General features: G+C 68.6%; 17 protein-coding genes and 4 pseudogenes. 7 read left to right on the plus strand and 14 right to left on the minus strand.

The features are described from left to right. Window positions 1-1,024: 1,024 nt before the first annotated feature. Window positions 1,025-1,234, minus strand: coding sequence for a hypothetical protein (locus QQY24_RS32750; RefSeq protein ID WP_301976589.1), 210 nt, complete (start codon window positions 1,232-1,234; stop codon window positions 1,025-1,027). 63 nt (window positions 1,235-1,297) lie between these two features. Beyond that, window positions 1,298-2,665, minus strand: a complete 1,368-nt coding sequence (locus QQY24_RS32755) for a recombinase family protein (RefSeq protein ID WP_301976590.1) — start codon at window positions 2,663-2,665, stop codon at window positions 1,298-1,300. 29 nt (window positions 2,666-2,694) lie between these two features. On the opposite strand from QQY24_RS32755, the pseudogene QQY24_RS34925 reads away from it, so the two are divergent. Next, window positions 2,695-3,222, plus strand: a pseudogene (locus QQY24_RS34925) (UTRA domain-containing protein); the annotation flags it as partial. On the opposite strand, the gene poxB reads toward QQY24_RS34925, so the two are convergent. From poxB to QQY24_RS32795, 8 genes and pseudogenes are all read right to left on the minus strand, one after another. After that, a complete protein-coding gene (gene poxB, locus QQY24_RS32760) occupies window positions 3,108-4,844 on the minus strand; it encodes a ubiquinone-dependent pyruvate dehydrogenase (protein WP_301976591.1) in 1,737 nt (578 codons plus the stop codon). The pseudogene QQY24_RS34925 and the gene poxB sit on opposite strands and share 115 nt — an antisense overlap. Before the next feature lie 106 nt (window positions 4,845-4,950). Then, window positions 4,951-6,450 (minus strand): group II intron reverse transcriptase/maturase, encoded by a 1,500-nt coding sequence (gene ltrA, locus QQY24_RS32765; protein ID WP_367658067.1) that lies wholly within the window; start codon window positions 6,448-6,450, stop codon window positions 4,951-4,953. 468 nt (window positions 6,451-6,918) lie between these two features. Then, window positions 6,919-7,113, minus strand: a complete 195-nt coding sequence (locus QQY24_RS32770) for a hypothetical protein (RefSeq protein ID WP_301976861.1) — start codon at window positions 7,111-7,113, stop codon at window positions 6,919-6,921. 21 nt (window positions 7,114-7,134) lie between these two features. Beyond that, window positions 7,135-7,227: pseudogene (locus QQY24_RS32775) on the minus strand (lyase family protein); the annotation flags it as partial. A 159-nt stretch (window positions 7,228-7,386) separates the two neighbouring features. Beyond that, complete coding sequence (locus QQY24_RS32780; RefSeq protein WP_301976593.1) at window positions 7,387-9,057, minus strand: NAD-dependent malic enzyme; 1,671 nt, start codon at window positions 9,055-9,057, stop codon at window positions 7,387-7,389. 171 nt (window positions 9,058-9,228) lie between these two features. Next, a complete protein-coding gene (locus QQY24_RS34930) occupies window positions 9,229-9,558 on the minus strand; it encodes a maleylpyruvate isomerase N-terminal domain-containing protein (RefSeq protein ID WP_367658068.1) in 330 nt (109 codons plus the stop codon). Window positions 9,559-9,587: 29 nt separating this feature from the next. Then, window positions 9,588-10,487 (minus strand): NAD(P)-dependent oxidoreductase, encoded by a 900-nt coding sequence (locus QQY24_RS32790; protein WP_301976595.1) that lies wholly within the window; start codon window positions 10,485-10,487, stop codon window positions 9,588-9,590. 31 nt (window positions 10,488-10,518) lie between these two features. Beyond that, a complete protein-coding gene (locus tag QQY24_RS32795; RefSeq protein WP_301976596.1) occupies window positions 10,519-11,901 on the minus strand; it encodes an NADP-dependent succinic semialdehyde dehydrogenase in 1,383 nt (460 codons plus the stop codon). 98 nt (window positions 11,902-11,999) lie between these two features. Here QQY24_RS32795 and QQY24_RS32800 point away from each other — a divergent pair, with 98 nt between their 5' ends. Next, window positions 12,000-12,716 (plus strand): IS6 family transposase, encoded by a 717-nt coding sequence (locus QQY24_RS32800; protein WP_301976597.1) that lies wholly within the window; start codon window positions 12,000-12,002, stop codon window positions 12,714-12,716. Window positions 12,717-12,788: 72 nt separating this feature from the next. On the opposite strand, the pseudogene QQY24_RS32805 reads toward QQY24_RS32800, so the two are convergent. Continuing rightward, window positions 12,789-13,621, minus strand: a pseudogene (locus QQY24_RS32805) (IS5 family transposase). A 56-nt stretch (window positions 13,622-13,677) separates the two neighbouring features. Here QQY24_RS32805 and QQY24_RS32810 point away from each other — a divergent pair. Next, window positions 13,678-14,503: pseudogene (locus QQY24_RS32810) on the plus strand (virginiamycin B lyase). Window positions 14,504-14,637: 134 nt separating this feature from the next. Here the strand turns inward: QQY24_RS32810 and QQY24_RS32815 are convergent. After that, window positions 14,638-17,664, minus strand: coding sequence for a Tn3 family transposase (locus QQY24_RS32815; protein ID WP_301976598.1), 3,027 nt, complete (start codon window positions 17,662-17,664; stop codon window positions 14,638-14,640). A gap of 9 nt (window positions 17,665-17,673) precedes the next feature. Next, window positions 17,674-18,123 (minus strand): zeta toxin family protein, encoded by a 450-nt coding sequence (locus QQY24_RS32820; protein ID WP_301976599.1) that lies wholly within the window; start codon window positions 18,121-18,123, stop codon window positions 17,674-17,676. A 163-nt stretch (window positions 18,124-18,286) separates the two neighbouring features. Between QQY24_RS32820 and QQY24_RS32825 the strand changes: the two genes are divergently transcribed. Further along, window positions 18,287-20,575, plus strand: coding sequence for a helix-turn-helix domain-containing protein (locus QQY24_RS32825; protein WP_301976600.1), 2,289 nt, complete (start codon window positions 18,287-18,289; stop codon window positions 20,573-20,575). Between the two features lie 9 nt (window positions 20,576-20,584). Continuing rightward, the gene (locus QQY24_RS32830; RefSeq protein ID WP_301976601.1) at window positions 20,585-21,142 is read left to right on the plus strand and encodes an XRE family transcriptional regulator; all 558 of its coding nucleotides are present in this window, start codon (window positions 20,585-20,587) and stop codon (window positions 21,140-21,142) included. A gap of 388 nt (window positions 21,143-21,530) precedes the next feature. On the opposite strand, the gene QQY24_RS32835 is transcribed toward QQY24_RS32830, so the two are convergent. Beyond that, on the minus strand, window positions 21,531-22,388 hold the full coding sequence (locus QQY24_RS32835; RefSeq protein WP_301976602.1) for an enoyl-CoA hydratase/isomerase family protein: 858 nt from the start codon (window positions 22,386-22,388) through the stop codon (window positions 21,531-21,533). A 123-nt stretch (window positions 22,389-22,511) separates the two neighbouring features. On the opposite strand from QQY24_RS32835, the gene QQY24_RS32840 reads away from it, so the two are divergent. Then, window positions 22,512-23,120 carry a TetR family transcriptional regulator gene (locus tag QQY24_RS32840; RefSeq protein WP_301976603.1) on the plus strand — a complete coding sequence of 203 codons (609 nt, stop codon included), beginning with the start codon at window positions 22,512-22,514 and terminating at the stop codon, window positions 23,118-23,120. Window positions 23,121-23,490: 370 nt separating this feature from the next. Continuing rightward, window positions 23,491-24,210 (plus strand): IS6 family transposase, encoded by a 720-nt coding sequence (locus tag QQY24_RS32845; protein ID WP_301976604.1) that lies wholly within the window; start codon window positions 23,491-23,493, stop codon window positions 24,208-24,210. Window positions 24,211-24,260 lie beyond the last annotated feature (50 nt).

Genomic DNA, 24,260 nt, shown 5'->3' on the forward strand with positions numbered 1-24,260 from the left:
CTCCACCCTGATCCCCGGATCCGCCAGGAAGAGCAGCTCTTCCAGCCGGAGCAGTACATCGTGCACGGCTCAGAACCATCAGCCCGAACGCGGTAGGCGCTGGCAGTTTCCAGACGATCTCGCCAGACCTACCAGCAACCCACGGTCACAATGAGTAGGCACACCACAGAAGTTGGACCAGAACCCGAGTTTTTGACAGCAGTGGAGTACTTGCCAGGGCAGCATCGGGATGCTCCTGGTGAAAGGTCCCGGTTCATGCCGCAGATGTCCAAGGTCGAGCTGTACGCAGCGATCCGGTGCGATCACCGTGCCGGCATGAGGATGCGCGAGCTGGAGCGCAAGTACAACGTGTCGTGGCGGACGGTCACGGGGGCCGTGGACTCGGTCTGGCCGGAGCCCCGGAAGAAGCCGCCGCCGCGCCGCACTGCGCTGGATCCGTACAAGCCGGTGATCGACGAGATGCTGCGGACGGACCCCGACTCGCCGCGCAAGCAGCGCCATACGATCACCCGGATCTTCCACCGGCTCGTCGAGGAGCACGGCGCCGACGTGTCCTGTCCCATGGTCCGGCGCTACTTCTCCGACCGGAAGCCGGAGATCCTCGCTGTCTCGGGCAAAGCCCCGGTGGAAGCGTTCGTGCCGCAGACCCACCTCCCCGGTCACGAGGCGGAGGTCGACTTCGGCGACGTGACAGTGCGCCTGGCCGGCGAACTGGTGACCTGCTATCTGTTCCCGCTCCGCCTGTCCTACTCGGGCACGGCCGTCCACCGACTTTGCCTCCTGCGACCAGGAAGCTTTCTTCAAAGGGCACGTGCACGCGCTTCGCACGCTGGGCGGTGTCCCTCGGGGCAAGGTTCGCTACGACACCTTGAAGTCGGCCGTCGCCCAGGTGCTGGGGCTGAACAGGGCCCGGGTGGAGACCGACCGTTGGATCGCCTTCCGCTCGCACTTCACCATCGAGAGCTTCTACTGCCGCCCGGGCATCGAAGGAGCTCACGAGAAACCTCTGTCATCACACCGCACCTCATCGGGTCGTTGCGGAGTGTTCGGGATCCAGGACGCTTCGGCGTGGTCGGCCGATGAGGGGCCGGACCAGGTCGGGGCCGGGCACGGGGTAGAGGTACTCGCCCTTGTCGTTGGCCAGGACGCCGGTGATGATGCCGTCTCGGCGCCAGTGCTTGACGATCTGGAAGTGGATGCCGAGGTGGCGGGCAAGTTCGGAGACGGTCAGCATCCCGGCGTCGAGGAGGCGTTGGCGGGTGGCTGCGTAGCTGGTAGGCGTTGCGCAGGTGGACGATCATGCCGCGGGTGAGGGGGCGGCCCATGCCGCTGGGCAGGCCGTGCTCGTTGAGGATGCCGGCGCTCTGGGCGTCGGTGTGTTCCTCCAGGAGTTCATCGAGCGCGGTGATGACGGCGGGGTCGGTCTGGCGGAGTTCCCAGGCGGTTTGCGGGCGGGGCAGGGTGATCTGGTGTGCTGACCGCCGCGCAGGACGACACCGATGGCGATGTGGTCGGTCTTGGTGAGGGTGACGTCGGTGACCAGGAGGCGGATCATGCGCTTGCGTTCCCGTATCGGGGTGGCCGAATCGTTCCAGAGCCGGGGAAGTCGGCGGCCAGCGCGGTGATCCTGGCGCGGGTCTCGGGCGAGAGCGGGCCTGGCGCGGGTCTCGGGCGAGAGCGGGCCTGGCGCGGTGTTCTTCGCGCGCTCGTACTCCTCGGTCGCTTCGGCGAGTTCACGCAGGGCGGTGTTCCAGTCGGCCTCCAGGGTGTCGGCGACCAGCCGGTTGGTGGGATCGACGGCCAGGTAGCGGCGGCGGGCGAGGTCAGCGCGGTAGCGGGCGCGTTCGACGCAGGCGGCGCGGAGCCGGTCGGCTTCCTCGGCGCGGGCGTTCAGCTCGTCGCTGACCCGCAGGGCGACCTCCAGGGTGAGTGGGGTGAGGGCGGTCAGCAGCAGCTCGCCGACGGCGGCGTCGATCTGGTCGCCGACCATGGTCTGGCAGATCGGGGCCGCGTTGCGGATCCCCTCGGACTGGCAGAGGTAGATCGGTTTTCCGGTGCCTTTGTAGTGCTGGTAGCGCACGGTCATCCGGCGTCCGCACTTGCCGCAGGAGACCACACCCTGCAGCAGCGCGGCCCCCTCCCGGGGTGGGGAGGCTCTGCACTCGGTGCCGTGGGCGGCGGCGAGTTCGGCGAGCCGGGTCTGGGTGGCCTCGAACTCGGCCCAGGTCAGGTAGCCCGGATGGGGTTCGGTGATCAGCACCGTCCGTTCCTCGCGTGGCAGGACGTGGCTGGTCGTCTTGCCGCCGGGACCGCGGCGTTGATGCCGGCGTCCGAAGAAGAACACGCCGGCATAGCGCGGGTTGTGCAGGACCCGGTGGTGCTGCAGGATGCCCCAGGTCAGCTCGCCCTTGTTCGGGCCGGTGCGGATCCGGCGCGGGAACTTCAGCCCCTCGTCGGCGAACACCTTCACGACGGCATAGGCGGAACCGGTCGCGGCGAACGTGGCCAGCAGATGCCGGATCGCCTGCTGGACAGAGGCGTCCGGATCCAGAACCACCCGCTCGGCGTGGTCGTAGACGAGACCGACGGGCAGCGGCTGGATCAGCTCCCCGCGCCTCGCCCTGGACAGCACTCCGCCCCGAAGACGGGCCTTGAGCAGGTGCAACTCGGCTTGCAGCGCCTCTCCTTCGGCGTCGTTTTGTCGACGACGAGCCGGCCGCCTACGCCGAAACCCACCTCGCCGCCGACCTGGTCGCCGGACTGGGCGCGCACCTGACCGAACACGACAGCCTTTGCGAGGTCCTGACCGACATTTACGGGCTGGCGCCCCCTCGCGCCTGGGTCAAAGCAGAGCTGGAAGTCTGCCCTTCCGAGGTCGCCGAACACCTGGGTCGCGGCAGTCGGCGACTGTTGCTCCGCTTCCGTGCCCGCAGCGACAGTCGACGACACGGGCACCCCCTGGAACTCACCACAAGTTGGATGCGCCCCGATTTCTTCCGCCTGGTCTTCTCCCTCACGCAGGCCCCTTCCTCGCTCGCGGGCGAGGAGGACCAGAACCCGTCATCACCGCCTGCCGCCACGCGGCAGTCGAGACCTGCGTGCCGCGCTCATTCCGGGCTCAGCATCCGCAGGTTGGTCTTCGCCAGTTCGACGATCTCATCGGCGCCTCCGGACAGGATCGTGCGGGTGGCGAAGAGGGTGAAGCCCTTCATCTGCTCGTAAGTGATCTTGGGCGGGAGGGAGAGTTCCTGGCGTGCGGTGACGACGTCGATCACGGCGGGCCCCTGGTGTGCGAAGGCTTCGCGCAGTGCGTCGTCCAGGTCTCCGGCGCGCTCCACGCGAACCCCGTGCACGCCGGCTCCGCGGGCCACCGCGGCGAAGTCGGTGTCGCTCAGCTCCGTCCCGTAGGTGACCACTCCGGCGGCCTTCATCTCCAGTTCGACGAACGACAGAGCGCCGTTGTTGAAGACGACGATCTTCACCGGCAGGTCGAGCTGGCGCAGGGTGAGCAACTCGCCCATCAGCATGGCCAGTCCTCCGTCGCCGGACAGGGCCACCACCTGGCGGTCCGGGTACGCGGACTGGATGCCGATGGCATGCGGCAGCGCGTTGGCCATCGTGCCGTGGTTGAAGGAACCGATCAGCCGGCGGCGGCCGTTCATGGTCAGGTAGCGCGCGGCCCACACCGTGGGCGTGCCGACGTCGACGGTGAAGGCGGCGTCCTCGGTGGCCAGCCGGTCGATGGCGCGGGCCACCGTCTGCGGATGAATCGGCGCGTCCGAGGCCTTGGACGTGGCCAGCCGGTCCAGCCGCGCCCGCACCTGCCGGTAGTGGCCGATGATCTTCTCGGCGAACGAGGAGTCGGTGCGTTCCCGCAGCAGCGGCTTCAGGGCCTGTGCGGTGTCCTTGACGGTGCCGACGAGCGGCACCGTCACGCGCGTGCGCCGCCCGATGTTCTCCCCGCGCAGGTCGACCTGGACCACCGCCACACCCTCCGGCGGATAGAACTGCCGGTACGGGAAGTCGGTGCCGAGCATGAGCAGCGCGTCGCAGTGCTCCATCGCCCGGTAGCCGGAACTGAAGCCGATCAGCCCGGTCAGGCCGACGTCGTAGAGGTTGTCGTACTCGAGGTGCTCCTTGCCCCGCAGCGAGTGCACCACCGGTGCCCGCAGCCGCTCGGCGAGCGCCACCACCTCGTCGTGGGCGCCTTCGCAGCCCGCTCCGGCGAGGATGGTGACCCGCTCGGCCCCGTTGAGCACCTCGGCGGCCCGGCCCAGCGAGTCCTCGTCGGGACGCACGAGCGAGTGCGTCCTGTGCACTGCGACGGGCCGGACCGACCGGGGCAACTCGGCGAGGAACAGTTCGCCGGGGACGACCAGGACCGACACGCCCTGGCCTTCGACCGCCGCGCGCATGGCCATCTCCAGAAGCCGCGGGACCTGCTCCGGGTACGAGGCCAACTCGCAGTACAGGCTGCACTCGCGGAACAGCTCCTGCGGGTGGGTCTCCTGGAAGTAGGAACTGCCGATCTCGCTGCGCGGGATCTGAGCGGCGATGGCCAGCACCGGGACACGGCTGCGCTGGGCGTCGAACAGCCCGTTGATCAGGTGGAGGTTGCCGGGCCCGCAGCTTCCCACCGTCACCGCGAGCTGCCCGGTGGTGCCGGCGTCACCGGCCGCGGCGAACGCCGCGCTCTCCTCGTGGCGGGTGTGGGCCCAGGCGATACGGCCGTCGCGGCGCAGCGCGTCGGTGAAGCCGTTGAGCGAGTCGCCGGGCAGTCCGTAGACGCGCTGGACTCCCGACTCACGGAGGGTGGCGACCATCAGGTCGGCGACAGTAGTCATTGGTAGTCCGGGGCACGGAACTCTTTCGAGCCGTTTCCCCTTTCCCCTTTCAATCCGTGTGTGCGGTTTTCCCGCACACGGCTTACCGATGATCTTCTTGACAGGGTTACGCAGCCTTCGGATAGCGGATCGTGCCACGCAATCGGTACAGGCCGTGCCCGTTGAACCACTCTTCCGTCCACACCTTGATCTGGCCTGCTCGTAGGTTTCGACCTCGCTTCCTTACCATGAGTCCGCGAAGGCGCCCTACTACGTAGCCGTCGACCTGGATGAACTTCTTGGCGGCATTCCCGGTTCGGAAGTAGTTGCCCCAGCCGCGCAGGATCGGATTCACCTCCGCGATCACGTCGCGGATATCCGTTCCCGTCCGGCGGCGGTCGGTCCGTTCATGGACCCTGTCCCGGAGTCGCTTCATCGTCGCTTGCGACGGCCAGCGATGCAGATAGAAACGCACCTTGCGGTACTTCTCCCACATCCTGCCGGAGAAACGGGCCCTGAAGTGGCAGCCGAGGAAGTCGAGTCCTTCCCGGCCCTCTCTGAGGTCAACCAGCTTCGTCTTGTCCGGGTGCAGCTCCAGCCCCAGCGAGCCGAGGATCTCCCCGACCGCCCCCAGAGCCTTCCTGGTGTTGGCCACCGACCGGCACAGGACAACACCGTCGTCCGCGTACCGGACCAGTTCGCCGACACCGCGCTCAGCGAGCTCGGTGTCCAGGACGTGCAGGTAGATGTTGGCCAGCAAGGGTGAGATCACCCCGCCCTGCGGAGTCCCGGCGACCGTCCGCCGGACCTCCCCGTCCACCATCACACCCGCCTGGAGCCACAACCGCAGCAGCTTGAGCACCCTTCGGTCCGATACCCGCCGTCCCACTTCAGCAAGCAGCCGACCGTGATCGATCTCGCCGAAGAAGTTGCGGGTGTCGAACTCCACAACGACACAGCGGCCCTCGATGAAGCCCGTCCGAAGACGCTCCATCGCCTGCAACGCCGACCGCTTGGGCCGGTACCCGTACGAGGACGGCAGGAAATCCGCCTCGAACACCTGCTCCAGGAGGATCTTCGCCGCCTGCTGGGCCACTCTGTCGCGCACCGTGGGAATACCCAGCGGCCGCTTACCACCCTGTGGTTTCGGGATATCCACGCGCCTGGCCGGCGCCGGACGATACGTACCTGAGCGGAAAGCCTGCTGGAGTTCGCCGAGCAACCGCCGAACCCCGTACTGGCTCTCCACGAATTCCAGGGTGACCCGATCCACCCCGGAAGTCCCTCTGTTGGCCCGGACCCGTTCCCACGCCTCCCACAGGACGTCACCCCGGTGGATACGGTCGTACAGGGCGTGGAAACGTCGCTCCGGAGACTGCTTGGCCGCAGTCCGTAGCGCACGTTGAAGTTTTCGCACTTTCGAGACGGACGCAGGCCCGTCCACTACGACCTGGAAATCCCGGCCGGGGTAGTTGACCGGTCTTTCTCCGGCCATGCCCTCGCGCTTACCTCCGCCACGAGCATGATCAAAGTGGGGGTCCTTCCCTCCCGGCGCGTTATGTTGCACGCCGATCAGCGGTACTACGGCCCCCTCGGACTCCCGCTGCCCTCCGGACGACTTCACCATCGGCTTATACGTCCGGTCTCCTGCCCGACGAAAGGCGTGGTCAGACGGGTCTCTCCTGTTCCGGCCCAGACTGTGCACACGTGCCGCCCCCCATACCCCGGAAGAACCCCGAGGGCTGACCCCGGAACAGGGCCCCCGAGACGTGGCCTTCGCCCTGACATGAGGGGCTCGGCTTCTCCGCTTTGAATCTGACGAGGCTGCAAGGTTCGCTTGATGCTACGGCCCGCGTACTTGCCCCCTCCGAAGAGGCTTTTGACATCCCGCTCAGCCCGTCGCGTCTCCACGACGAACCGGGACCTGCTACCGGGCACTCCGGTGCCTACCCGGGCGGGACTTCCACCCGCGAGCCTGGACCAGCTTTCAGGACGCAACATGATCTGATCCTAGGTAGGGGAGGTCCGGGGGGACCGCAGGCGATCACGGGGGGCTTCGGTCCGGCGGACCTGCGGCTTTCACGCGACGGCGGATCTATGCCCCGCTGCCGGTGCCGGGGAAGGGCCCGACCCTGGCGGAGGGGCGGACGAGACGGTCGAACTCCTCAGCGGTGACGTACCCGGACGCCAGGGCGGCCTCGCGCAGCGTGCTGCCGTCGCCGTGTGCCGTGTGTGCGATGACGGAAGCCCGGTCGTATCCGACGGCCGGTGACAGCGCGGTCACCAGCATGAGCGACTGGTCGACGTAGGACTCGATCTGGCGCGCGTAGCCGGACCACTCCTGTCCCACGGTGAGGGGGACGGCATCCTCCAGGCTCGTCCGGCCGATCTTCACCACGGCCTGCCACTCGTCCGCCGGAGTCGGTCTCGCGCCGTGTGCCCGAGACGCTCAGACCGACGGGAACGTTCCGTATCCGCGGAGCGGTGCAGCCGTCGTCCGTTGCCCGGCCAACGGGGAGGCCTCGGGCCGCGGATGAGCCCGCGGCAGAGGCGTCCGGGGCCGTCACGGCATCTCGTTCGGGTAGGCGGGCTCCCACATGCTGCTGCGGACGGCCTGTTCGGGGTCTTCGATCGGCCGGGTGGCGACGCCGTCCCGGAGCGCCGCGCGGACCACGGCGGTGGCGGTGATCGCCGAGGATTCCCTCAGGTCCTCCACCGGCGGGAGCAGCGCGGCTCCCGGCGCGGACACGTCGACCTGGTCGGCCACCGCCTGGGCGGCGGCCAGCAGCATGCCCTTGGTGACCTTCGACGCCCCGGCGACGATGGTGCCCAGGCCCAGACCGGGGAAGAGCAGCGCGTTGTTGGCCTGCCCTATCCGGTGGGTCACCCCTTCGTACACGACGGGCTCGACGGGGATGCCCGTCGTGACCAGAGCCGTGCCCTTGGACCACGCCAGCACGTCGGCGGGCATCGCCTCGATCCGCGAGGTGGGGTTGGACAGGGGGAAGATGACCGGGCGCGCGGTTCCTGCGGCCATCGCCTCGACCACCTGCCGGTCGAACGCGCCCGGACGGCCAGACGTGCCCAGCAGAAGGGTCGGCTTGACCTGCCGTACCGTCTCCAGCAGCGACACGGCGTCCCCGTCGGTGGCCCAGCCCCTCACATCGGACCGGTCACGCGCGTAGGTCCGCTGGTAGTACCGCAGGTCGCTCATGTCGGAGCACAGCAGCCCCTGCCGGTCGATGAGCCACACCTGCGCCGTGGCCTGCTGCTCGGTCGCTCCGTCCCGGACCATGGCGTCGCGCAGCTGGTCGGCGATCCCGACCCCGGCGGTGCCGGCGCCGAACACCACCAGGCGCTGGTCGCGCATCGGCACACCGCTCACCTTGACCGCCGCCAGGGTCGCCGCCAGGGTGATCGCGCCGGTTCCCTGCATGTCGTCGTTGAAGATCCGGTAGGTGTCGCCGTGCGTCTCCAGGATGCGCCGGGCGTTGCCGGGCCCGAAGTCCTCGAAGTGCAGCAGAGCGTGCGGGAAGCGGTCGGCGGCGGTGCGCAGGTACTTCTCGATGAACGCGTCGTAGGCGGCGCCGCCCACCCGGGGGTGCCGGTTGCCCAGGTAGAGCGGATCGTCCAGCAGCGACTGGCGGTTCGTGCCCACATCCAGTGACACGGCCACGACCCTGCTCGGATCGACGCCGGCGGCCGCGGTGTAGACGGCCAGCTTGCCAACCGCGATCTGGATACCGCCCACGCCCCAGTCGCCGATTCCGAGGATCGACTCGGCGTCGCTGCACACGATCAGGTCGACGTCGTCCGGTCCCAGTTCCAGGGTCGCGAACGCCTCGTCCATATCGTCCGGCTCGTCGACGGACAGGAACAGACCGCGGGGCCGGCGGTACTCGTGGGAGTAGTGCTCGATCGCTTCACCGACCGTCGGGTTGTAGACGATCGGCAGGAGCTCGACGAGGTGGTCGCAGAGCACCTTGAAGTACAGGGTCTCGTTGCGGTCGTGCAACTGCTCCAGGTACACGTTCCTGGCCAGGTCACTCGGCAGGGAACCCAGCTGACGGTACGCCCGCTCGGCCTGCTGCCCCAGGGTCAGCACCCCCGAGGGCAGCCGCCCGGTCAGGCCCAGCTTCTTACGCTCGCTCCGTGTGAACGCGACACCGCGGTTCAGCAGCGGGTCGGACAGAGCCGTCGGGATGGCAGGCGTCAGCCGGCCGGACTTCGTCATGATGGTCTCCGTGGGTATCACTCGTCCGAGGCGCCGCAGCAGGACGAGCGCGAGGGTTGCGCGATCGCCGCCGCCCCCGCTGTTCGTCGCTGCGGGCAGGGCGGTCAGACGATGTCGAGCAGATCCAGGAACGGTTCGGCGGCGGGGGCGTCGCCTGTGCTGTCGCAATGCTCACGCCAGGGCGTGCGGGTCGTGGCCCAGGAGATGAAGTCGGTGGCCGTGCTGCGGATCCGGACGTTGCCGTCGGCCCCGGGCGCCACGGTCAGGCGCCTGGGGCTCGGCCGCTTCGTGGGCAAGGGCCCCCAAGTGGGCGTTCACGTCGATCACCCGCCAACCCGCGCAGGCCGATGGCATGTTCCATGCCTCCTCGTTCACCAGCGGCACGATGTCCGCCAGTTGGGCGGTGCTGGCCCGCGCGGCGTCCAGGCCGGCTCGGGTCATCGTCTTCTCCCTCCTCTCAGGGCCGGTCGTTACGGGCGGCCGGCATGGGTCGGTCGGCATGGGTCGGCCGGATGCCCGGACGATGCCGGTCAGGCTGTTCCGGCCCGGCGTGACTGGCGGTAGGTGGCCGCCACGTCGGCCCGGCCCAGACCGTTGCGCGCAGCCGACTGAAGCCGGTCGCGGACCACCTCCGCGATGCCCAGCCGCAACCCCGCGCCGCGTGCCGCCTCCACGATCAGGCCGGCGTCCTTGGCCGCCGCCTCCAGCGGGAAGGAGGGAGCGTCGAGGTCGTCGCTGATCATCCTCGGTCCCTTGGACCGGACGTACGCGCTGTCCAGCGCGCTGCCGGTGATGGCGTCGATCACCTTGCTCGGATCGACGCCCAGGGCGTCGGCGAGAGTGAGGGCCTCAGCGATGCCCTCGACGGTGGTCAGCACCCAGGCGTTGTAGGCGAGTTTGAGGCCACTGGGCCGGCCGATCCCCTCCAGCCAGATCGTGCGCTCGCCCACCGCCTCCAGGACCGGCCGCACACGCTCACGCGCGCCTTCCCAGGAAGCGGCGGCCAGCACGGTCAGGGTGCCGGCGACCGCCGGTTCCTTCGTCCCCAGCAAAGGCGCCTCCACATAGGCGACGCCGAAGCCGGCCGCCTGCTCCGCCAGACGCCCGCTGCCCTCCGGTGAGACCGTGCAGCATTGCAGCCACACCGCGTCCCGCTCCAGGCCGTCACGGGCCTTGTCCATCACCTCGGCCACGACCCGCTCGTTGGCGAGAACGGTCAGGACGACCCCCGCGCCACGGCATGCTTCGGCCGCCGTGTCACAGACCACGGCACCGACCCCCGCCAGGGGCTCGGCAGCCGTGGAGTCACGGTTCCACACCTGGAGCCCCAGCCCGGCCTTCGCGATGTTCCGCGCCATGGCGTCCCCCATGGTCCCGATCCCGAGGACCGCCACCACAAGGCGACCCGGCTCGCCGTTCGCTGCGCTCATCCGTGCATCTCCGCTCCGTCCGACGCGCTGTTCAGACATCCTCGCCGATCCAGACGGTCTTGGCGTTCATGAACTCCCGCATGCCCAGATCGGACAGCTCCCGGCCGTAGCCACTGCGCTTCACCCCGCCGAAAGGGATCTCCGGGTAGCTCGTGGTGTTGCCGTTGATGAAGGCCATGCCCGACTGGACATCCCGGATGAACATCTCCCGCTCCACCGGGTCCTCACTCCACAGGTTCGACCCCAGCCCGTAGGGGTGACCGTTGGCCTCCCGCAGCGCCTCTTCCAGCGAGGAGACGACGAACACCTGCGCCACCGGCCCGAAGACCTCTTCGTGGTACATCTTCATCCCCGGTGTCACGCCGGTCAGTACGGTCGGCGGGTAGAACCACCCAGGCCGCTCCGGCCGCTTCCCGCCCACCAGCACGGTCGCACCCTTGCCGACCGCGTCGTCGACATACGCCTCCACGTCCTCCCGTCCGGACTCCGTCGCCAACGGGCCGACGTCCGTACGCTCGTCCATCGGGTCCCCCACCACCAGCGCTTCCATCTTCGACGCGAACAGACCGAGGAACGCCTCCGCGATGTCCTGGTGCACGTAGAACCGCTTGCCGTTGATGCAGGACTGCCCGTTGTTCAGCGTGCGTGCCCGGACCGCCGCGTCCGCGGCCCGCTCCAGATCGGTGGAGGGCATCACGATGAAGGGGTCGGAGCCGCCCAGTTCGAGAACGACCTTCTTGATCTCCTCGCCGGCGATGGTGGCCACCGACTGCCCCGCAGGCTCACTGCCGGTCAACGTGGCGGCCTTGACCCGCTCGTCACGCAGCACCTGCTCCACCCGCCGGGCGGAGATGAGCAGCGTCTGGAAGACACCGTCGGGAAAGCCCGCCTCCCGGAACAACCGCTCCATGTACAGCGCGCACTGCGGCACATTGGAGGCGTGCTTGAGCACTCCGACATTACCGGCCAGCAGTGCCGGCGCCGCGAAGCGCATGGCCTGCCACATCGGCAGGTTCCACGGCATCACCGCCAGCACCACACCGATCGGCTGGTACGTCACGAACGTCTTCGTCGCTCCGACCCGCCCCGCGTCGCCCGGCAGATCCCGCAGGAAGCCCGGCCCCTGCGCGGCGTAGAACCGCAGCCCGTGAACGCACTTGGCCACCTCGTCCCGGGCCGCCCGGAGGGTCTTGCCCATCTCCGTGGTGATCATCCGGCTGACGGTCTCCGCCTCCTCCTCGAGCAGGTCCGCGGCCCGGCTCAACCAGCCCGCCCGCTCCTCGACGGTCGTCAACCGGTACGACTCGGCCGCGGCGGCCGCGCGGGCAAGCTTTTCCTCCAGCTGTTCAGGGGTGAGCTCGTCGAAGTTTTTGAGAACCTCACCCGTTACCGGGCTCGTGGTTTGGATAGCCATAATTCCACACTATGCCAGGAAGCGAGATGAAAGGCGCTGTCACGTTGGCTGACCGGATGGGATGATTTTCTGGTTGGTTGTGCTGGGAGGGGTCGTCCGTGGGCAGTGCACCGCCGTCGTACAAGGGGCACCGGTACCCGGTCGAGGTGATCGCGCACTGCGTGTGGCGGTACTTTCGCTTCCCGCTCAGCTTCCGCGAGGTCGAGGAGCTGGTGCTGGAGCGCGGCGTGATAGTGACCTCCGAGACGGTCCGCCGCTGGTGCGCGACGTTCGGGCAGTCCTACGCCAACGGCCCGCGCCGCCGCCAGCCCCGGCCCGGGGACAAGTGGCACCTGGACGAGGTCTTCGTCAGGGTCAACGGCGAGCAGCGGTACCTGTGGCGGGCCGTCGACGCCGGCGGCAACGTGCTCGACATCTTGGTCCAGAGCCGGCGGGACACCGCTGCGGCCAGGCGCTTCTTCCGTAAACTACTCAAGAAGACTTGCTCGGTGCCGTGGGTGGTGGTCACCGGCAAGCTCCGTTCCTACGACGCGGCCCACCGCGAGGTCATGCCCTTGGTCGAGCACCGCTCGCACAAGGGCCTGAACAACCGGGCCGAGAACAGTCATCAGCCCACCCGGCAGCGTGAACGCGCCATGAAAGGCTTCCGCGGCGTCGGCGGAGCCCAGCGGTTCCTGTCCGCGTTCAGCGGCATCCCACCCCACTTCCGACCCCGCCACCTGATGAGCGCCCCCGGCCACCGAGCCGAGACGGCCATCCGCTACGCGATCTGGGACCAGATCACCGGCGCCGCCGGCCAGCCCGCCAAGACTTGAGCACCGGCCCGAAACCCGGCCCTCCCCACACCCCGATACGCGGTCAGAGACCCACGCACCCAATAAGAACTCCTATCGCAATGACGTCAGGCGCCTCCAGCAGATGAGCGCGCATCCGAGGGTGAGGAAGGCTTCGTGGATGTCGTCGCGGATCTCCCAGCGGATCCGCAGACGGCGGAACCAGTGCAGGTGGGCGAATGCGCGTTCCACGACCCAGCGTTGGGTGCCGAGTCCGGAGCCGTGTTCGGTGCCGCGTCGGGCGATCAGTGGCTTCACGCCCAGGTCCCGGACGAGCCGGCGGTACTTGTCGTGGTCGTAGCCGCGGTCGCCCAGCACCACGTCCGGGCGGCGTCGGGGCCGGCCTCGCTTGCCCCGCACCGGCGGTATCGCCTCCAGCAGAGGGATCAGCTGGGTGACGTCGTTGCGGTTGCCGCCGGTCAGCGTGGCGGCGAGCGGGATGCCGGTGGCGTCGGTGATCAGGTGGTGCTTGCTGCCGGTTCTGCCCCGGTCAACAGGGCTTCGTCTGGTCTTGGGACCCCCTTTAGCGCGCGGATGTGGGAGCCGTCGACGGCCGCTCGGGAGAAGTCCAGGGCGTTCGCGCTGCGGAGCTTGGCAAGGAGGACCTCGTGCAGTCGGGGCCACACGCCGGCCCCGGTCCACTCGGCCAGGCGTCGCCAGCAGGTCATGCCCGAGCCGAAGCCGAGTTCCTGCGGCAGGTGTTCTCAGGAGATCCCGGTGTGCAGGACGAACAGGATGCCCTGGAACACCAGCCGGTCCGGATGCCGCTTGCGCCCTGGGTGCCGGGCCCGACGCTCGACCTTGGGCAGCAGCGGTTCGATCACCGCCCACAGCTCGTCATCGACTTCCCACGGCTTCGGCCGTGCCACTTCGCACCCCCAGATCATCGCTGCCGTAGTGATCCAACCACCTCGAAGATCATTTCGTTAGGAGTTCTTACGGCATCGCGGCCGGACCTGACGGTGCGCTGTGGCTCACCTTCGCGCGCAGTGGTCGCGTCGCGCGTCTCACGCTCGACGGCGAACTCAGCGAATACCCCCCTGGACTCGTCCGAGTGTCGCCCTACGGTCATTACCCCTGGGCCCGACGGAGCACTGTGGTTCACCCGGTCCCAGGACCACCGGATCGGCCGCGTCACCGCCGACGGTGAAACGGAGTCCTTCCCTGTACCGACGCCCGGCAGCGGGCCCTTCGGTATCACTGCCGGTCCAGACGATGCGATGTGGTTCACGGAGATGAACACCGACCGTATCGGCCGTATCACCGGCAAGGGAGAGATCACCGAGTTCGTCCTTCCTCAAGCGGGTGCCTTTCCCTCGGCAATCACCGCGGGCCCTGATGGGGCCCTGTGGTTCACCCTCAACCAGGCGAACGCGATCGGCCGCATCACTGTCGACGGAGACATCGTGATGTACTCACTCCCTACGGCCGGCGCTGCACCCGTGGGTATCACCAGTGACGGCGCCGCCTTGTGGTTCGTTGAGATCGCAGCGGGCCAGATCGGCAGGATCTCGGTGGATGGCGGGATCAAGGAGTTTCCGCTCCCTGACCGCACGGCCAAACCCCACGCTATTGTCGCGGCCTCCACCGGGGAGTGCTGGTTCACCGAATGGGGAGCCAACCGCATTGGCCACATCACCGATGGCGGCGAGATCGCCGAGTACGGCCTGCCGTCACCGTCGTCCGAGCCGCACGGCATCACCCTGGGCCCCGACGGTGCTCTGTGGGTGGCCCTTGAAACGGGAGGGGTCGCGCGGGTGGAGCCGTAGCCTCGGGACGGTGAACTGCCACCACTCTGGAGCTCCGCGCGCATGTTTCGAGCAAGCCCAGGGCAGCCGTGTGTCGATGCCGCGCCACGCGAGACGCTGACGCGGCCCGATCGACGCGCTGTACCTGCGCAGGTTCATATTCTCCCCACGGTGGAACGTACGGCCTTACCGTCTACGGTCCGAGGGCCGGGAACGGTTGCCGCGGTGAGGCTGAGACGGGTGTCCATGTCGAGGTTCACCTCACCGTACGGGCGTACATGGGACCAGAACAGAGGAGTCAAGCCGCGCCGGTCGGCGGGGGTGAGGAGGTCTGCCCACTCCTCTTCGCCGAGGATGTCCTGGAGCATCAGGGTGTTCACGTAGACCAGAGCTGATTGCAGAATCCGCAGGCACAGCACGAACATCTCCTGCTCGTCGCGCCGGTTCGAGGCGATCTCCCCGCCCTTGCCGTAGGCGATCACGGAGTTAGCGCCGTTGGAGGACTCCATCACGTTCAGGCCCTCCTCGATCTCCCGCTGAAGGTCCCTCAGCCGCAGATAGCGGGCCACGAAAATGGTCTTCTGAGCGCGGCCGACCTCCAGCATCGCCACGTAGGTGGGGTGGGAGGCGTTGCGGGTAAAGCGGCGCAGGATCGCCTCGGTGGACGCGGTGCGGGTCCGAATCGCGGTCGCATACTTGATCATCTGGTCGTACTGCTGGGCGATGAGTTCCCAGCGAATCGGACGGGTCAGCGCCGGGGTCAGCTGCGGGTAGGCATCCGGTTCGCCAGCCACCGGCCGGTACAGCTTCACCTTGTTGATCCGCTTGATTCGCGGCAGCAGGTCGAAGTTCAGCAGCCTTGTGATGCCGAACCCGATTTCCGACTGGCCATGGCTGTCTGTGTAGTTGGCTTCGACGTCCATGGTGGTGCCGTGCCGCATCGCGCCCTCGATCATCGCGGCGACTTCGGAAGCGGTGCAGTTGATCAGCTGGGAGTGGATCGCCAGGGACTTTTTCTCCACGTGCCAGTAGATGAGCACACCGCGTCCGCCGTAGCGCGAGTGCCACTCGGTGAACAGGTTCTGGTCGTAGGCCCGCACGTGGGTGGAGTCGGAGGCGACCGCGGTCGATCCCTGTCCCCACAACTCGGTACTGCGGGCGGCGAAGGTGGCATTCGCGATCTCGATGGCGATCTGCCGGGCCGTCTCCGGGGTCAGATACCGGCGGCGCACGTAGCGTAGTTCGTCCTCGGTGTGACCATGCCCGCCGGAGGCAACGGCCTTGATCCCGGTGTTCGTACCATAGGCGTAGATCACCAGGAGCAGGCGCTCGGCCAGGACTTCCGCCGGGAGGGAGCCACCGCCGGAGACCGAGGTGACCGCGTCCAGGCAGCCGGTGCGCAGGACGGCTTCTTTCAGCATGTCGATGAGCGGCACGATGCCCCACCGGCGCTGTACCTCGCCCTTGACCCGACGCAGGTTCTTCGGCTCGGGCTGGGCCTCGGCCGGAGTCAGCCGAATCGCCCCGGACTTCCGCTCAGCGATGTCCAGCCAGCCCAACTTCGGCATCCGGTCGTTCAGCAAGCCCAGTTCGGTGGTCATCTGCTCGCGCAGCTCGTCGACGAAGACGGCAGGGTCCAGCGGCTTGCGCAGTTCGCGGTAGTTCTCCTCGCGCCGCTCGGCGAAGTCCTGGGGCAAATCCTCGTCCGGGTTGCGCCACTTGTCGGCGCCGACCACCCATATCTCCTTGCACTTGAGCTGGTCGCGCAGGGCCTGGAAGGCGACGACCTCGTAGACCATGCGCACCACTCGGCGCCGGCCGCGCTTGTCGGTGCGGTGGACGACCTCGGCCCAGTCTCCGCCCATCGCCTTGTGCACGGGCACGGTCTCGCCCAGCGGGTAGTAGGTGGTGTTGCCCGCCGCCGCGTACCGGGCCACCAGCGCCAGGGCCTCGATCACCGGCCGGTGGGTGTGGTTGGACGAGCGGAACTCCAGCACGTCCAGCAGCTTGATCAGCCCGCGCCGGTAGTGGTTGGTGTACGACGCCTTCAGTGTCGCCTGCACCGTGCGCCGGTAGACCGGGCCGCGGGTCTTGAACTCGTGTACCAGCTCCCGCAGCGTCTGCTCACCGCCGGACACCGCCGGGTAGACCACCTCACGGACCGTGCCCTCCGGCTTCCCGATCGACGCCTCGGCGAGCTTGAAGAGGATGTTCTCCTTGCCCGACACCTTCTTGAACGCGTTGACCAGCTGCTCGGTGACCTTTTTCTCCGCCCGCGCCCCGATCCGATGCACCGTGGATATCAGCAGCTCCACCAGCGTGTCCGTGATCTCCCGCTTCCGCTCGTGCAGCAGCGCGGCCAGCAGCGTCACCCGCAGCGGCAGCGGGTGCGTGCGCAGATGAGAGGGGGATTCCACCGCGGCTCGCGCCCGCCACCCGGCCACCACCTTCGGCGCGACGTCGGCGAACAGGTCCGCCGGCAGCCCGACCGCCCTCACCGCGAGCAGCTTGTCGATCTCGGTGAGCATCGTCTCCAGGCTCACATTGCCCGGAGCCTCCTTGATCTTCCCCAGGACCGGCGGCCCGTCCTCGCCCTCACCGGGTGCGGCGTCGCCCTCCTGGTCGGCGCCGACGACCAGGGCCACGATCCGCTCCGTGCTCTCCACCGTCAGCCGCGCCGAGATCCTCGCCGTCAGCGTCTCCTCGGCCACTCGCAGCGCGGCGCCCACGATCCGGTCACACCGCCCCGGAGTCGGCGGCTCAATGCTCTCCGCCCGGCAGCGGGCCAGCAGTTCCACCCGCACCTGCTCCGGCCGCCGCTCCTCGCACGCGACATGCTCAGCGAGCCAGCCGGTCAGCTTGTCCGCATCCGCCACGCTGCACTCGCGAAAGCCCAGGTGCCCGCGGATCTGCGCGCGGTGGTATTCGACCGTCCGGCCGCTCCACTCGTACGCGTCCAGCTCGGCGGCGGACACCTGTACCTGCCGAGCGACGAACTCCACCGCCTCGCCCGGCAACTCGAACCGGCCCCGGGGAAACCGGCCGTGCTGCGTGTAGAACTTCAGCAACACGGCGAAGCCGAGTCGCGTCGCACCGCGCTTGCCGGACACGAGCCCTTGCTCGTCCTTCAACAGCGTCCAGTGCTCGACCAGGTCGTCCAGGTCCAAAGGGGTACGGGCCACGGTTGCCGATCATCCTCCCGCGCAGCTGTACGACCCCGGACTCACCCACACGGGTGACACCCTCGCAAGATCACCGCCGTTTGCGGCTGGTGACAGCGTTCTTACCGGCACCCCGTGTACGCGGACGTGATCCTCGATCGCGGCCTGCAAGCGGCTCGTATCCGGGCGGACTCGGACCCCGGCGGTGCGCACGTCGGTAGCCAGGTGCCGGCGGTAGCGCCGGTGTGCGGCCTTGTAGAGGTCGCGGCAGATCCGTACGGCGCCGCCCCGGCGGCCCAGAGTCGCCTGAACGAGATCGGCGATCTCGGTCTTCCCTGCACCCGGTTGCCCGGCGACCACCACGACGACCGAATGCGACTGGCGCACGGCTCCCCTCGTGGCCGCCGGAATGATCACCTGCTCCATCACCTGGCGGCTCTCCGACTCGGGCCACGCCTCCAGAAGGTCGCCTTCCCCCACCACTCCTCCATGCCGGTCGAGCCCACACGGCCGGGGACCGAGCGGAGCTGTTTGCCTTTTCAAGGTCAACATAGCAGGCGTACGCGAAAAGAACGAAGTTAGTACGGCAGTCGTACGCAATCGGTACGGTTTATGGGGTAGGATGTGGGTCAGGAGGTGTTCCATGTCTGAGTTGTTCGATGCGGTCGACGCGCTGGTCGCGTCCCGCTCTCCGCTGCCGCCGGCGGAGGAGCGCAAGCGGCTGCGGGTAGCGCACGGCCTGACGCTGGACGAGGTCGCCGCCGCGCTGAAGGTGCGGCGGGCCACGGTGTCCGGCTGGGAGTCGGTGAAGAAGCCGACCGAGCCGCGCGGTCCGGAGCGTGAGGCGTACGCACGGCTGCTGAGGAAGCTCGCGGAGCTCTACCCCGCACCGGCAACGCCGCAGGAGCCGGCCGCGCCGGTTCCCGCCACGTTTACCGGCGCGCCCGACCCGGCAGGCGCAATGCCAGAGGTGCCGGACGCTTTGATCGACGAAGTGGTCGCAAACCTTACGCCGCCCGCTCCCGCCCCGGCAGGCGATATGCCAGCGGTTCCGGACGATGCCATTGACCAGGCGTTCCCTGTATGGCCTGCCGGGGCGTCGCGGCGCCCGGCGAACACCACCAGGAGCTCGTCGACGTCGCGCCGTCCGGGCGTGAAGAAGGCGGCCCCGGCTGGTACTCCGGCGGGCAACGCCGATCCGCGGTTCGAGAACGGTCCGCTGGCGGTCGTCGACGCCGACGCCGACGGGAAGGTGGTGGCGTACTGCGTCGGTGGCCTGGTCCTGGACGTGCCCGCCAAGTCCCTGCCGTCCCTGGTGGACTGGACCCTCAAGGAGGCGAAGCTCGGGCAGCCGAAGCTGTCCGGCCCCGGAAGGCCGGCCGACCCGCTGCTCGTGCTCACCGAGGCCGCGTGCGAGCGCTACGGCCTCCCGGCCGCCCTCACCGAGGAGGAGCGGCTCGCCGGGCGCATCCCGGAGGGCCACAAGGTCATCAAGCAGCTGACCCGCGCCGACTGGAAGCTCACGAAGCGCGGCTTCGGGCCGTGGGCGCGGATCTACCGCCCGGCCAAGGGCTCGGACCGCCAGTGCGTGCAGTTGTGCATCCCGTCCTGGCACGCACTCGACACCCGTCACTGGGGCCACGCCGCGCAGCTTCCGCCGGCGGAACTCGCTCGCGTGCTGGGCGTGTACGCCTCGAGGGTGATGACGCCGCGCGGCTCCACCGCCGTCACCGGCCTGGAGCTGATGACCGCGCTGCACCCGCCGACCCACGCCGTGCGGGACGAGGCCACCGGTGAGCTACGGCAGGCCCCCGACAAGACTCCCGGGTCCCTGGGCGTGAAGCCGGTGGACTGCGCGCCGTGCGAGGCCCCCGACGGCCACCCGCTGCTGAAGGACCTGCCCCGCTTCCACGTGCGCGGCCCCGGCGAGAAGCTGTTCGAGGAGTCCTACGACTGGGCGCGGCCGATGACCGATGCCGAGTGCACCCTGCGCTACCTGGTCGGCCTGGATGTGAACCTCGCTTTCGGCGCCGGCGCCAACGGCCTGACCGTCGGCCTGGGGGAGCCCACGCAGGTGAAGAACCCGGTGTTCGACCCGAAGCTGCCCGGCTCCTGGCTGGTCGACCTGTCCCACGTGGACCTCTCAAGGGTGAAGGTCGGCAAGGAGTGGGTGGAGCTGGACGGCAGCCTGCTGCCGAGCCCGTTCACGCCGAAGGGCGACCGCCCGGAGGGCCCGGCCTGGTATGCGACGCCGACCGTCGCGTACGCGGTGGAGCTCGGCTACGAGGTGCGCCCGCTGGAGGCATGGGTGCGCTATGACAACGGCCGCTACCTGGACGGCTGGTACACCCGGCTGCGCGACGCCTACCTCGCCACGATGGCCGACCTCGGCGTGCACGCGGACCTGGAGCCGGCCGACTTCCTCGCGGCGATGGACGGCTACAAGGAGCGCGATCCCGAGCTGGCGATCGTCGCCACCGCGATCAAGGCGACGGTGAAGGGTGGCATCGGCAAGCTGCGCGAGCGGCCCCGTGGTGAGGGTTGGCGGTCGGGCGAGCGGTGGCGGGCCCTGGAGCGGCCGACCTGGCGCCCGGATATCCGGGCGGCGGTCATCTCCCGCACCCGCACCAACCTCCACAGGAAGATCGTCAAGCATGCGGCGTTCACCGGCCAGTACCCGGTCGCCGTCAACCACGACTGCGTCGTCTACGCCTCGAACGGGCCCTCGCCGCTGGACTTCCTGCCCTACCGGGACGGCAAGCCGCTGCCCGGCGGGTTCAAGCTCGGCATCAACCCCGGCTTGGTCAAGCACGAGGGCACCCAGACCGTCCTGTGGGGCGAGGAGGTCCGCGAGCGGTTCGACGCTCCGGAGCTCAACCTCGCCCGGTACATCAAGGACGGCACCGTCATCGACACCGACAACGGGGAGTAGGAGAAGGCCATGGCCTTGTTCGGGGACGGCCTGGAGGCCGCGGTGCAGAAGGCGTTCACCCGCCCGGCACCCAAGAGCGCGGGCGCGCAGATGCGGTACCTGGTCAAACAGATGAAGGGCACCAAGGCGGTCGCCCAGATGCTGCGGATCTCCCAGCGCACCGTCGAGCGGTACGTGAAGGACCAGATCAAAAAGCCCCGCCCTGACCTTGCCGCGCGCCTGGAGCGCGAGGTGAAGAAGCGGTGGCAGCCGCAGATCAGAGCCAAGGCCCGGCAGAAGGCGGCCACCACCGGCGGCATCGTCATCGACACCCGCGCCCGCCTCGGCTACACCGCGCCGATCGGGACGACGGACCAGGACCGCATCCGGCACCTCACCGTCGCCCTGCCCCCGATCTACGCCGCGCGCCTCTTCGATGCCCAGAAGGCTGGCGCCAGCGACGCCCGACTCCAGCAGATCGCCGCCGAAGCGCTCAAGGAGGTGTACTTCCAGGACAACGGCCGCCGCGCCGGCTCCCTGGAAGAGGTCCGGTTCACGGACATCGAGCACCTCGAGTTCGAGCTGTAGCAGCCGACCCGAACAGCCCGCCACACGTGTGGCGAACCTGCTGAACTAGGGGGGTAGCACCGAGGTAAGCCCCAAAAGCCGCCAGTACTTGATCTTGACGGGGGCGGTGATGCTCGGTCTGCTCAACGCGGGCTGGCAGCCGTGAAGCGTTGACGCGGTTCTCGTACTCGCGGTGGGCGCTGTGCCGGGACGGTCGGGGCGCCTTGGTTACCGTCGAAGGGCCGGCAGAGGTTGAGGAGCTGGCGATGAACCACCGCGCGGCGGTGACGCGCAGGGTGTAGCCCTGGCCGCGCCGCACCGTCACGTCGTGGTCGACGGTCCGCTGGGACTATGCGGCCGGCAACGCGGTGCGCCCCTGGAGGCAGCGGTTGTTATAGGCGAGTACCCCTCACTGCCGCTCAAGGAGAGCTTCCAGGTCACGCTCGCCCTCGCGGGTCTGCATGCCGGCGGCGAGTAGCCGGTGTGCGAGTGCGGCCGCGTCGGCGCTGAAGAGGGGGGTGAGCAGAGCGTTCTCGGTGCCGAGACCCTCGCGGGTGACGGGGGTGGCCGCGGCGTTCACGGCGGTCTTGACCGCGCTGATGATTTCTGGCTTGAGGGCGCCGATGCGTCGGGCGAGGGAGGTGACGAAGTCGTCGATCTCGTCGGCGGGCAGAGCACGGTTGACGAGGCCGTACCGCTCGGCGAGTTCGGCATCCACGAGCTGTGCGCCCAACAGGAGTTCCAGGGTGCGGGCGCGCCCGATCAGGGAGGTCATGTACTGGGTGCCGCCCCCGCCGGCCATGATGCCCAGGAGTACTTCGGGCTGGGCCTGACCCGCGGTGCCGATGGCGGCGAAGCGCATGTCCAGCGCCATGAGGAACTCGTTGCCGCCGCCTCGGGCAAGGCCGGTGAGTTTGGCGATGGTGACCTGGGGCAGCGCACGCACCTCTTCGTGCACGACCTGCATGAGGTTCAGGCCCGGGGGGAATTCGGCGTCGGGGCCGGCGGCCTGGATGGCGGCGCCGGCGGCGGCCATGACGTCGGGGTCGGTCACGAAGCGCATGTCTCCATGGGCGATGAAGAAGTCCGGGTCGGCGCTGTCGAAGACGATGACGCGCACGTCGGTGTCGTCACGCACCTGGGCGACGAAGCGACGCAGCGAGGACAGCAGCGTGCCGTCGGAGAGGTTGAGCGGCGGGTTGTCGAGAGTGACGGTGGCGACGCCGTCGGCCACGGTGATGTGCAGGGCGGGCAGGTCATAGGTCATGCCAATTCCTCTGTGAGATGGGTGAGCGAACGACTGACATCAAAGGTTGTGCTGATACTGAGTGTCAAGGTAGCCATTGAAGTTCAACTATGCAAGCGAGTATCCGACCTGTAGTCTGGGCGCATGAGAGGTGTAAGTACTCGCGCCATCGGGCGTGCTGCGATCAAGGACGAACTGGCGGCCATCGCCCGTCCCCTCTTCCTTGATGCCGGTTTCGACAACGTCACCTTTGACGACCTCGCAGCCGCGGCCGGCGTCTCGCGCAGCACCTTCCTGAGGTACTTCGGGAGCAAGGAGGACGTCGCCCTCTTCTCTTTCGACCCCTTGGGTGAAGCGATGTCCGCAGCGTTGGCGTCCCGACCTGCCGATGAGGATGAGTGGACATCCCTGAGGCGTTGCATCGATCCGGCCATCGCCCTACTCGTGCGCGAGCCGGATGAGGGCCTGGCCCTTTTGCGTCTGGTGTGGAGCACCCCGCCGTTGTGGGCGCGCCTGCACGAGAAACAGGCCAGCTGGCGTTCCCTGCTGGTCGAGCGTCTGACCGAGCGTTCCGGGGCCGACCCCGACTCCCCCCGCACGTCCCCTCTCGCCCTGCGCACGCGGGCGATGGCTGCGCTGGGATGCTTGATGGTCGCCTTCGACAGCTGGGTGGAAGTTGAAGGACAGGAGGATCTGGACGTTCTGACGGATCTGACCTTCGAGGCCTTGGCGCCGACCGCGCCTCGGCGCTGACGTCGGTCGGTGGTGACGGAGGGTGTGGTCAGCCCGGGAGGATGCGGTGGCGGAGGGGGAAGCTGCCGGAGCTGTGCACCTGGCGCTTCCTGGGACGACGACACCGGCTGGTCCTACGCCCTGCTCGGCTCAACACCGGCCAGGTGCTCCTCAAAGCCCCCGTCGCCTCGCTGCGCCGTGTCTTGGCAAGCCCGGACGATGTCGCCGAAGGGCTCGCGCATCACTGACGTATACCCGACGACGAGTACGGCGCGGAGTGGGATCAGGCACCGCAGGTGCGATCCGCGCTGGAGGAGTTGCATCGGCACTGTCACGTTGACTGACCAGGTGGGATGATCTTCTAGTTGGTCATGCCGGGGAGGGATCGTCCGTGGACAGCACGCCACCGTCGCACAAGGGGCACCGGTACCCGGTGGAGATCATCTCCCACTGTGTGTGGCTCTGCCACCGCTTCCCGCCGTCGTTCCGGGAGGTCGAGGAGCTGCTGCTCGGGCGCGGCGTGTTCGTCTCCTACGAGACGGTCCGCCGCTGGTGCGCCAGGTTCGGGCAGGCCTACGCCAGCGCGCTGCGCCGTCGGCGGCCTCGGCCCGGGGACAAATGGCATCTGGACGAGGTCTTCGTCAGGATCAGCGGAGCGCGGAAGTACCTGTGGCGGGCCGTGGACCAGGACGGCAACGTGCTGGACACCCTCATGCAGAACCGCCGGGACAAGGCCGCGGCCAGGCGGCTCTTCCGCGGGCTGCTGAAGAGGACCAGCGCGGTGCCGCGGGTGGTAATCACCGACAAGCTGCGTTCCTACGGCGCGGCCCACCGCGAGGTCATGCCCTCGGTCGAGCCCCGTCAGTCGAAGTACCTCAACAACCGGGCCGAAAACAGCCACCAGCCGACCAGGCAGCGTGAACGCGCCATGAAGGGCTTCCGCTCGGTGGGCGGGGCCCAGCGGTTCCTGTCCGCGTTCAACGGTATCCCGCCCCACTTCCGGCCCCGCCGACACCTGATGCCCGCCACCGCCCACCGAACCGAGATGAGTATCCGCTTCGCGATCTGGGACCAGATCACCGGCGCTGCCGACCAGCCCACCACGGCCTGACCACAGGCCTGGCTCACAAGCCCACCCTGCCCCGACGCACCGCCAGGCAG

Source organism: Streptomyces sp. TG1A-8 (assembly GCF_030499535.1).
In the GTDB taxonomy this organism is placed as follows: Bacteria; Actinomycetota; Actinomycetes; order Streptomycetales; family Streptomycetaceae; genus Streptomyces.

Excerpts from the sequence above, each read along its gene's own strand:
- QQY24_RS32825 (WP_301976600.1), top strand. The coding sequence starts at position 18,287 with ATGTCTGAGTTGTTCGATGCGGTCGACGCGCTGGTCGCGTCCCGCTCT.
- QQY24_RS32780 (WP_301976593.1), bottom strand. The coding sequence starts at position 9,057 with ATGACGAAGTCCGGCCGGCTGACGCCTGCCATCCCGACGGCTCTGTCC.
- QQY24_RS32770 (WP_301976861.1), bottom strand. The coding sequence starts at position 7,113 with ATGCTGGTGACCGCGCTGTCACCGGCCGTCGGATACGACCGGGCTTCC.
- poxB (WP_301976591.1), bottom strand. The coding sequence starts at position 4,844 with ATGACTACTGTCGCCGACCTGATGGTCGCCACCCTCCGTGAGTCGGGA.
- QQY24_RS32795 (WP_301976596.1), bottom strand. The coding sequence starts at position 11,901 with ATGGCTATCCAAACCACGAGCCCGGTAACGGGTGAGGTTCTCAAAAAC.
- QQY24_RS34930 (WP_367658068.1), bottom strand. The coding sequence starts at position 9,558 with ATGCCGACCGACCCATGCCGGCCGCCCGTAACGACCGGCCCTGAGAGG.
- ltrA (WP_367658067.1), bottom strand. The coding sequence starts at position 6,450 with ATGGTGAAGTCGTCCGGAGGGCAGCGGGAGTCCGAGGGGGCCGTAGTA.
- QQY24_RS32830 (WP_301976601.1), top strand. The coding sequence starts at position 20,585 with ATGGCCTTGTTCGGGGACGGCCTGGAGGCCGCGGTGCAGAAGGCGTTC.
- QQY24_RS32750 (WP_301976589.1), bottom strand. The coding sequence starts at position 1,234 with ATGCTGACCGTCTCCGAACTTGCCCGCCACCTCGGCATCCACTTCCAG.
- QQY24_RS32790 (WP_301976595.1), bottom strand. The coding sequence starts at position 10,487 with ATGAGCGCAGCGAACGGCGAGCCGGGTCGCCTTGTGGTGGCGGTCCTC.
- QQY24_RS32840 (WP_301976603.1), top strand. The coding sequence starts at position 22,512 with ATGAGAGGTGTAAGTACTCGCGCCATCGGGCGTGCTGCGATCAAGGAC.
- QQY24_RS32835 (WP_301976602.1), bottom strand. The coding sequence starts at position 22,388 with ATGACCTATGACCTGCCCGCCCTGCACATCACCGTGGCCGACGGCGTC.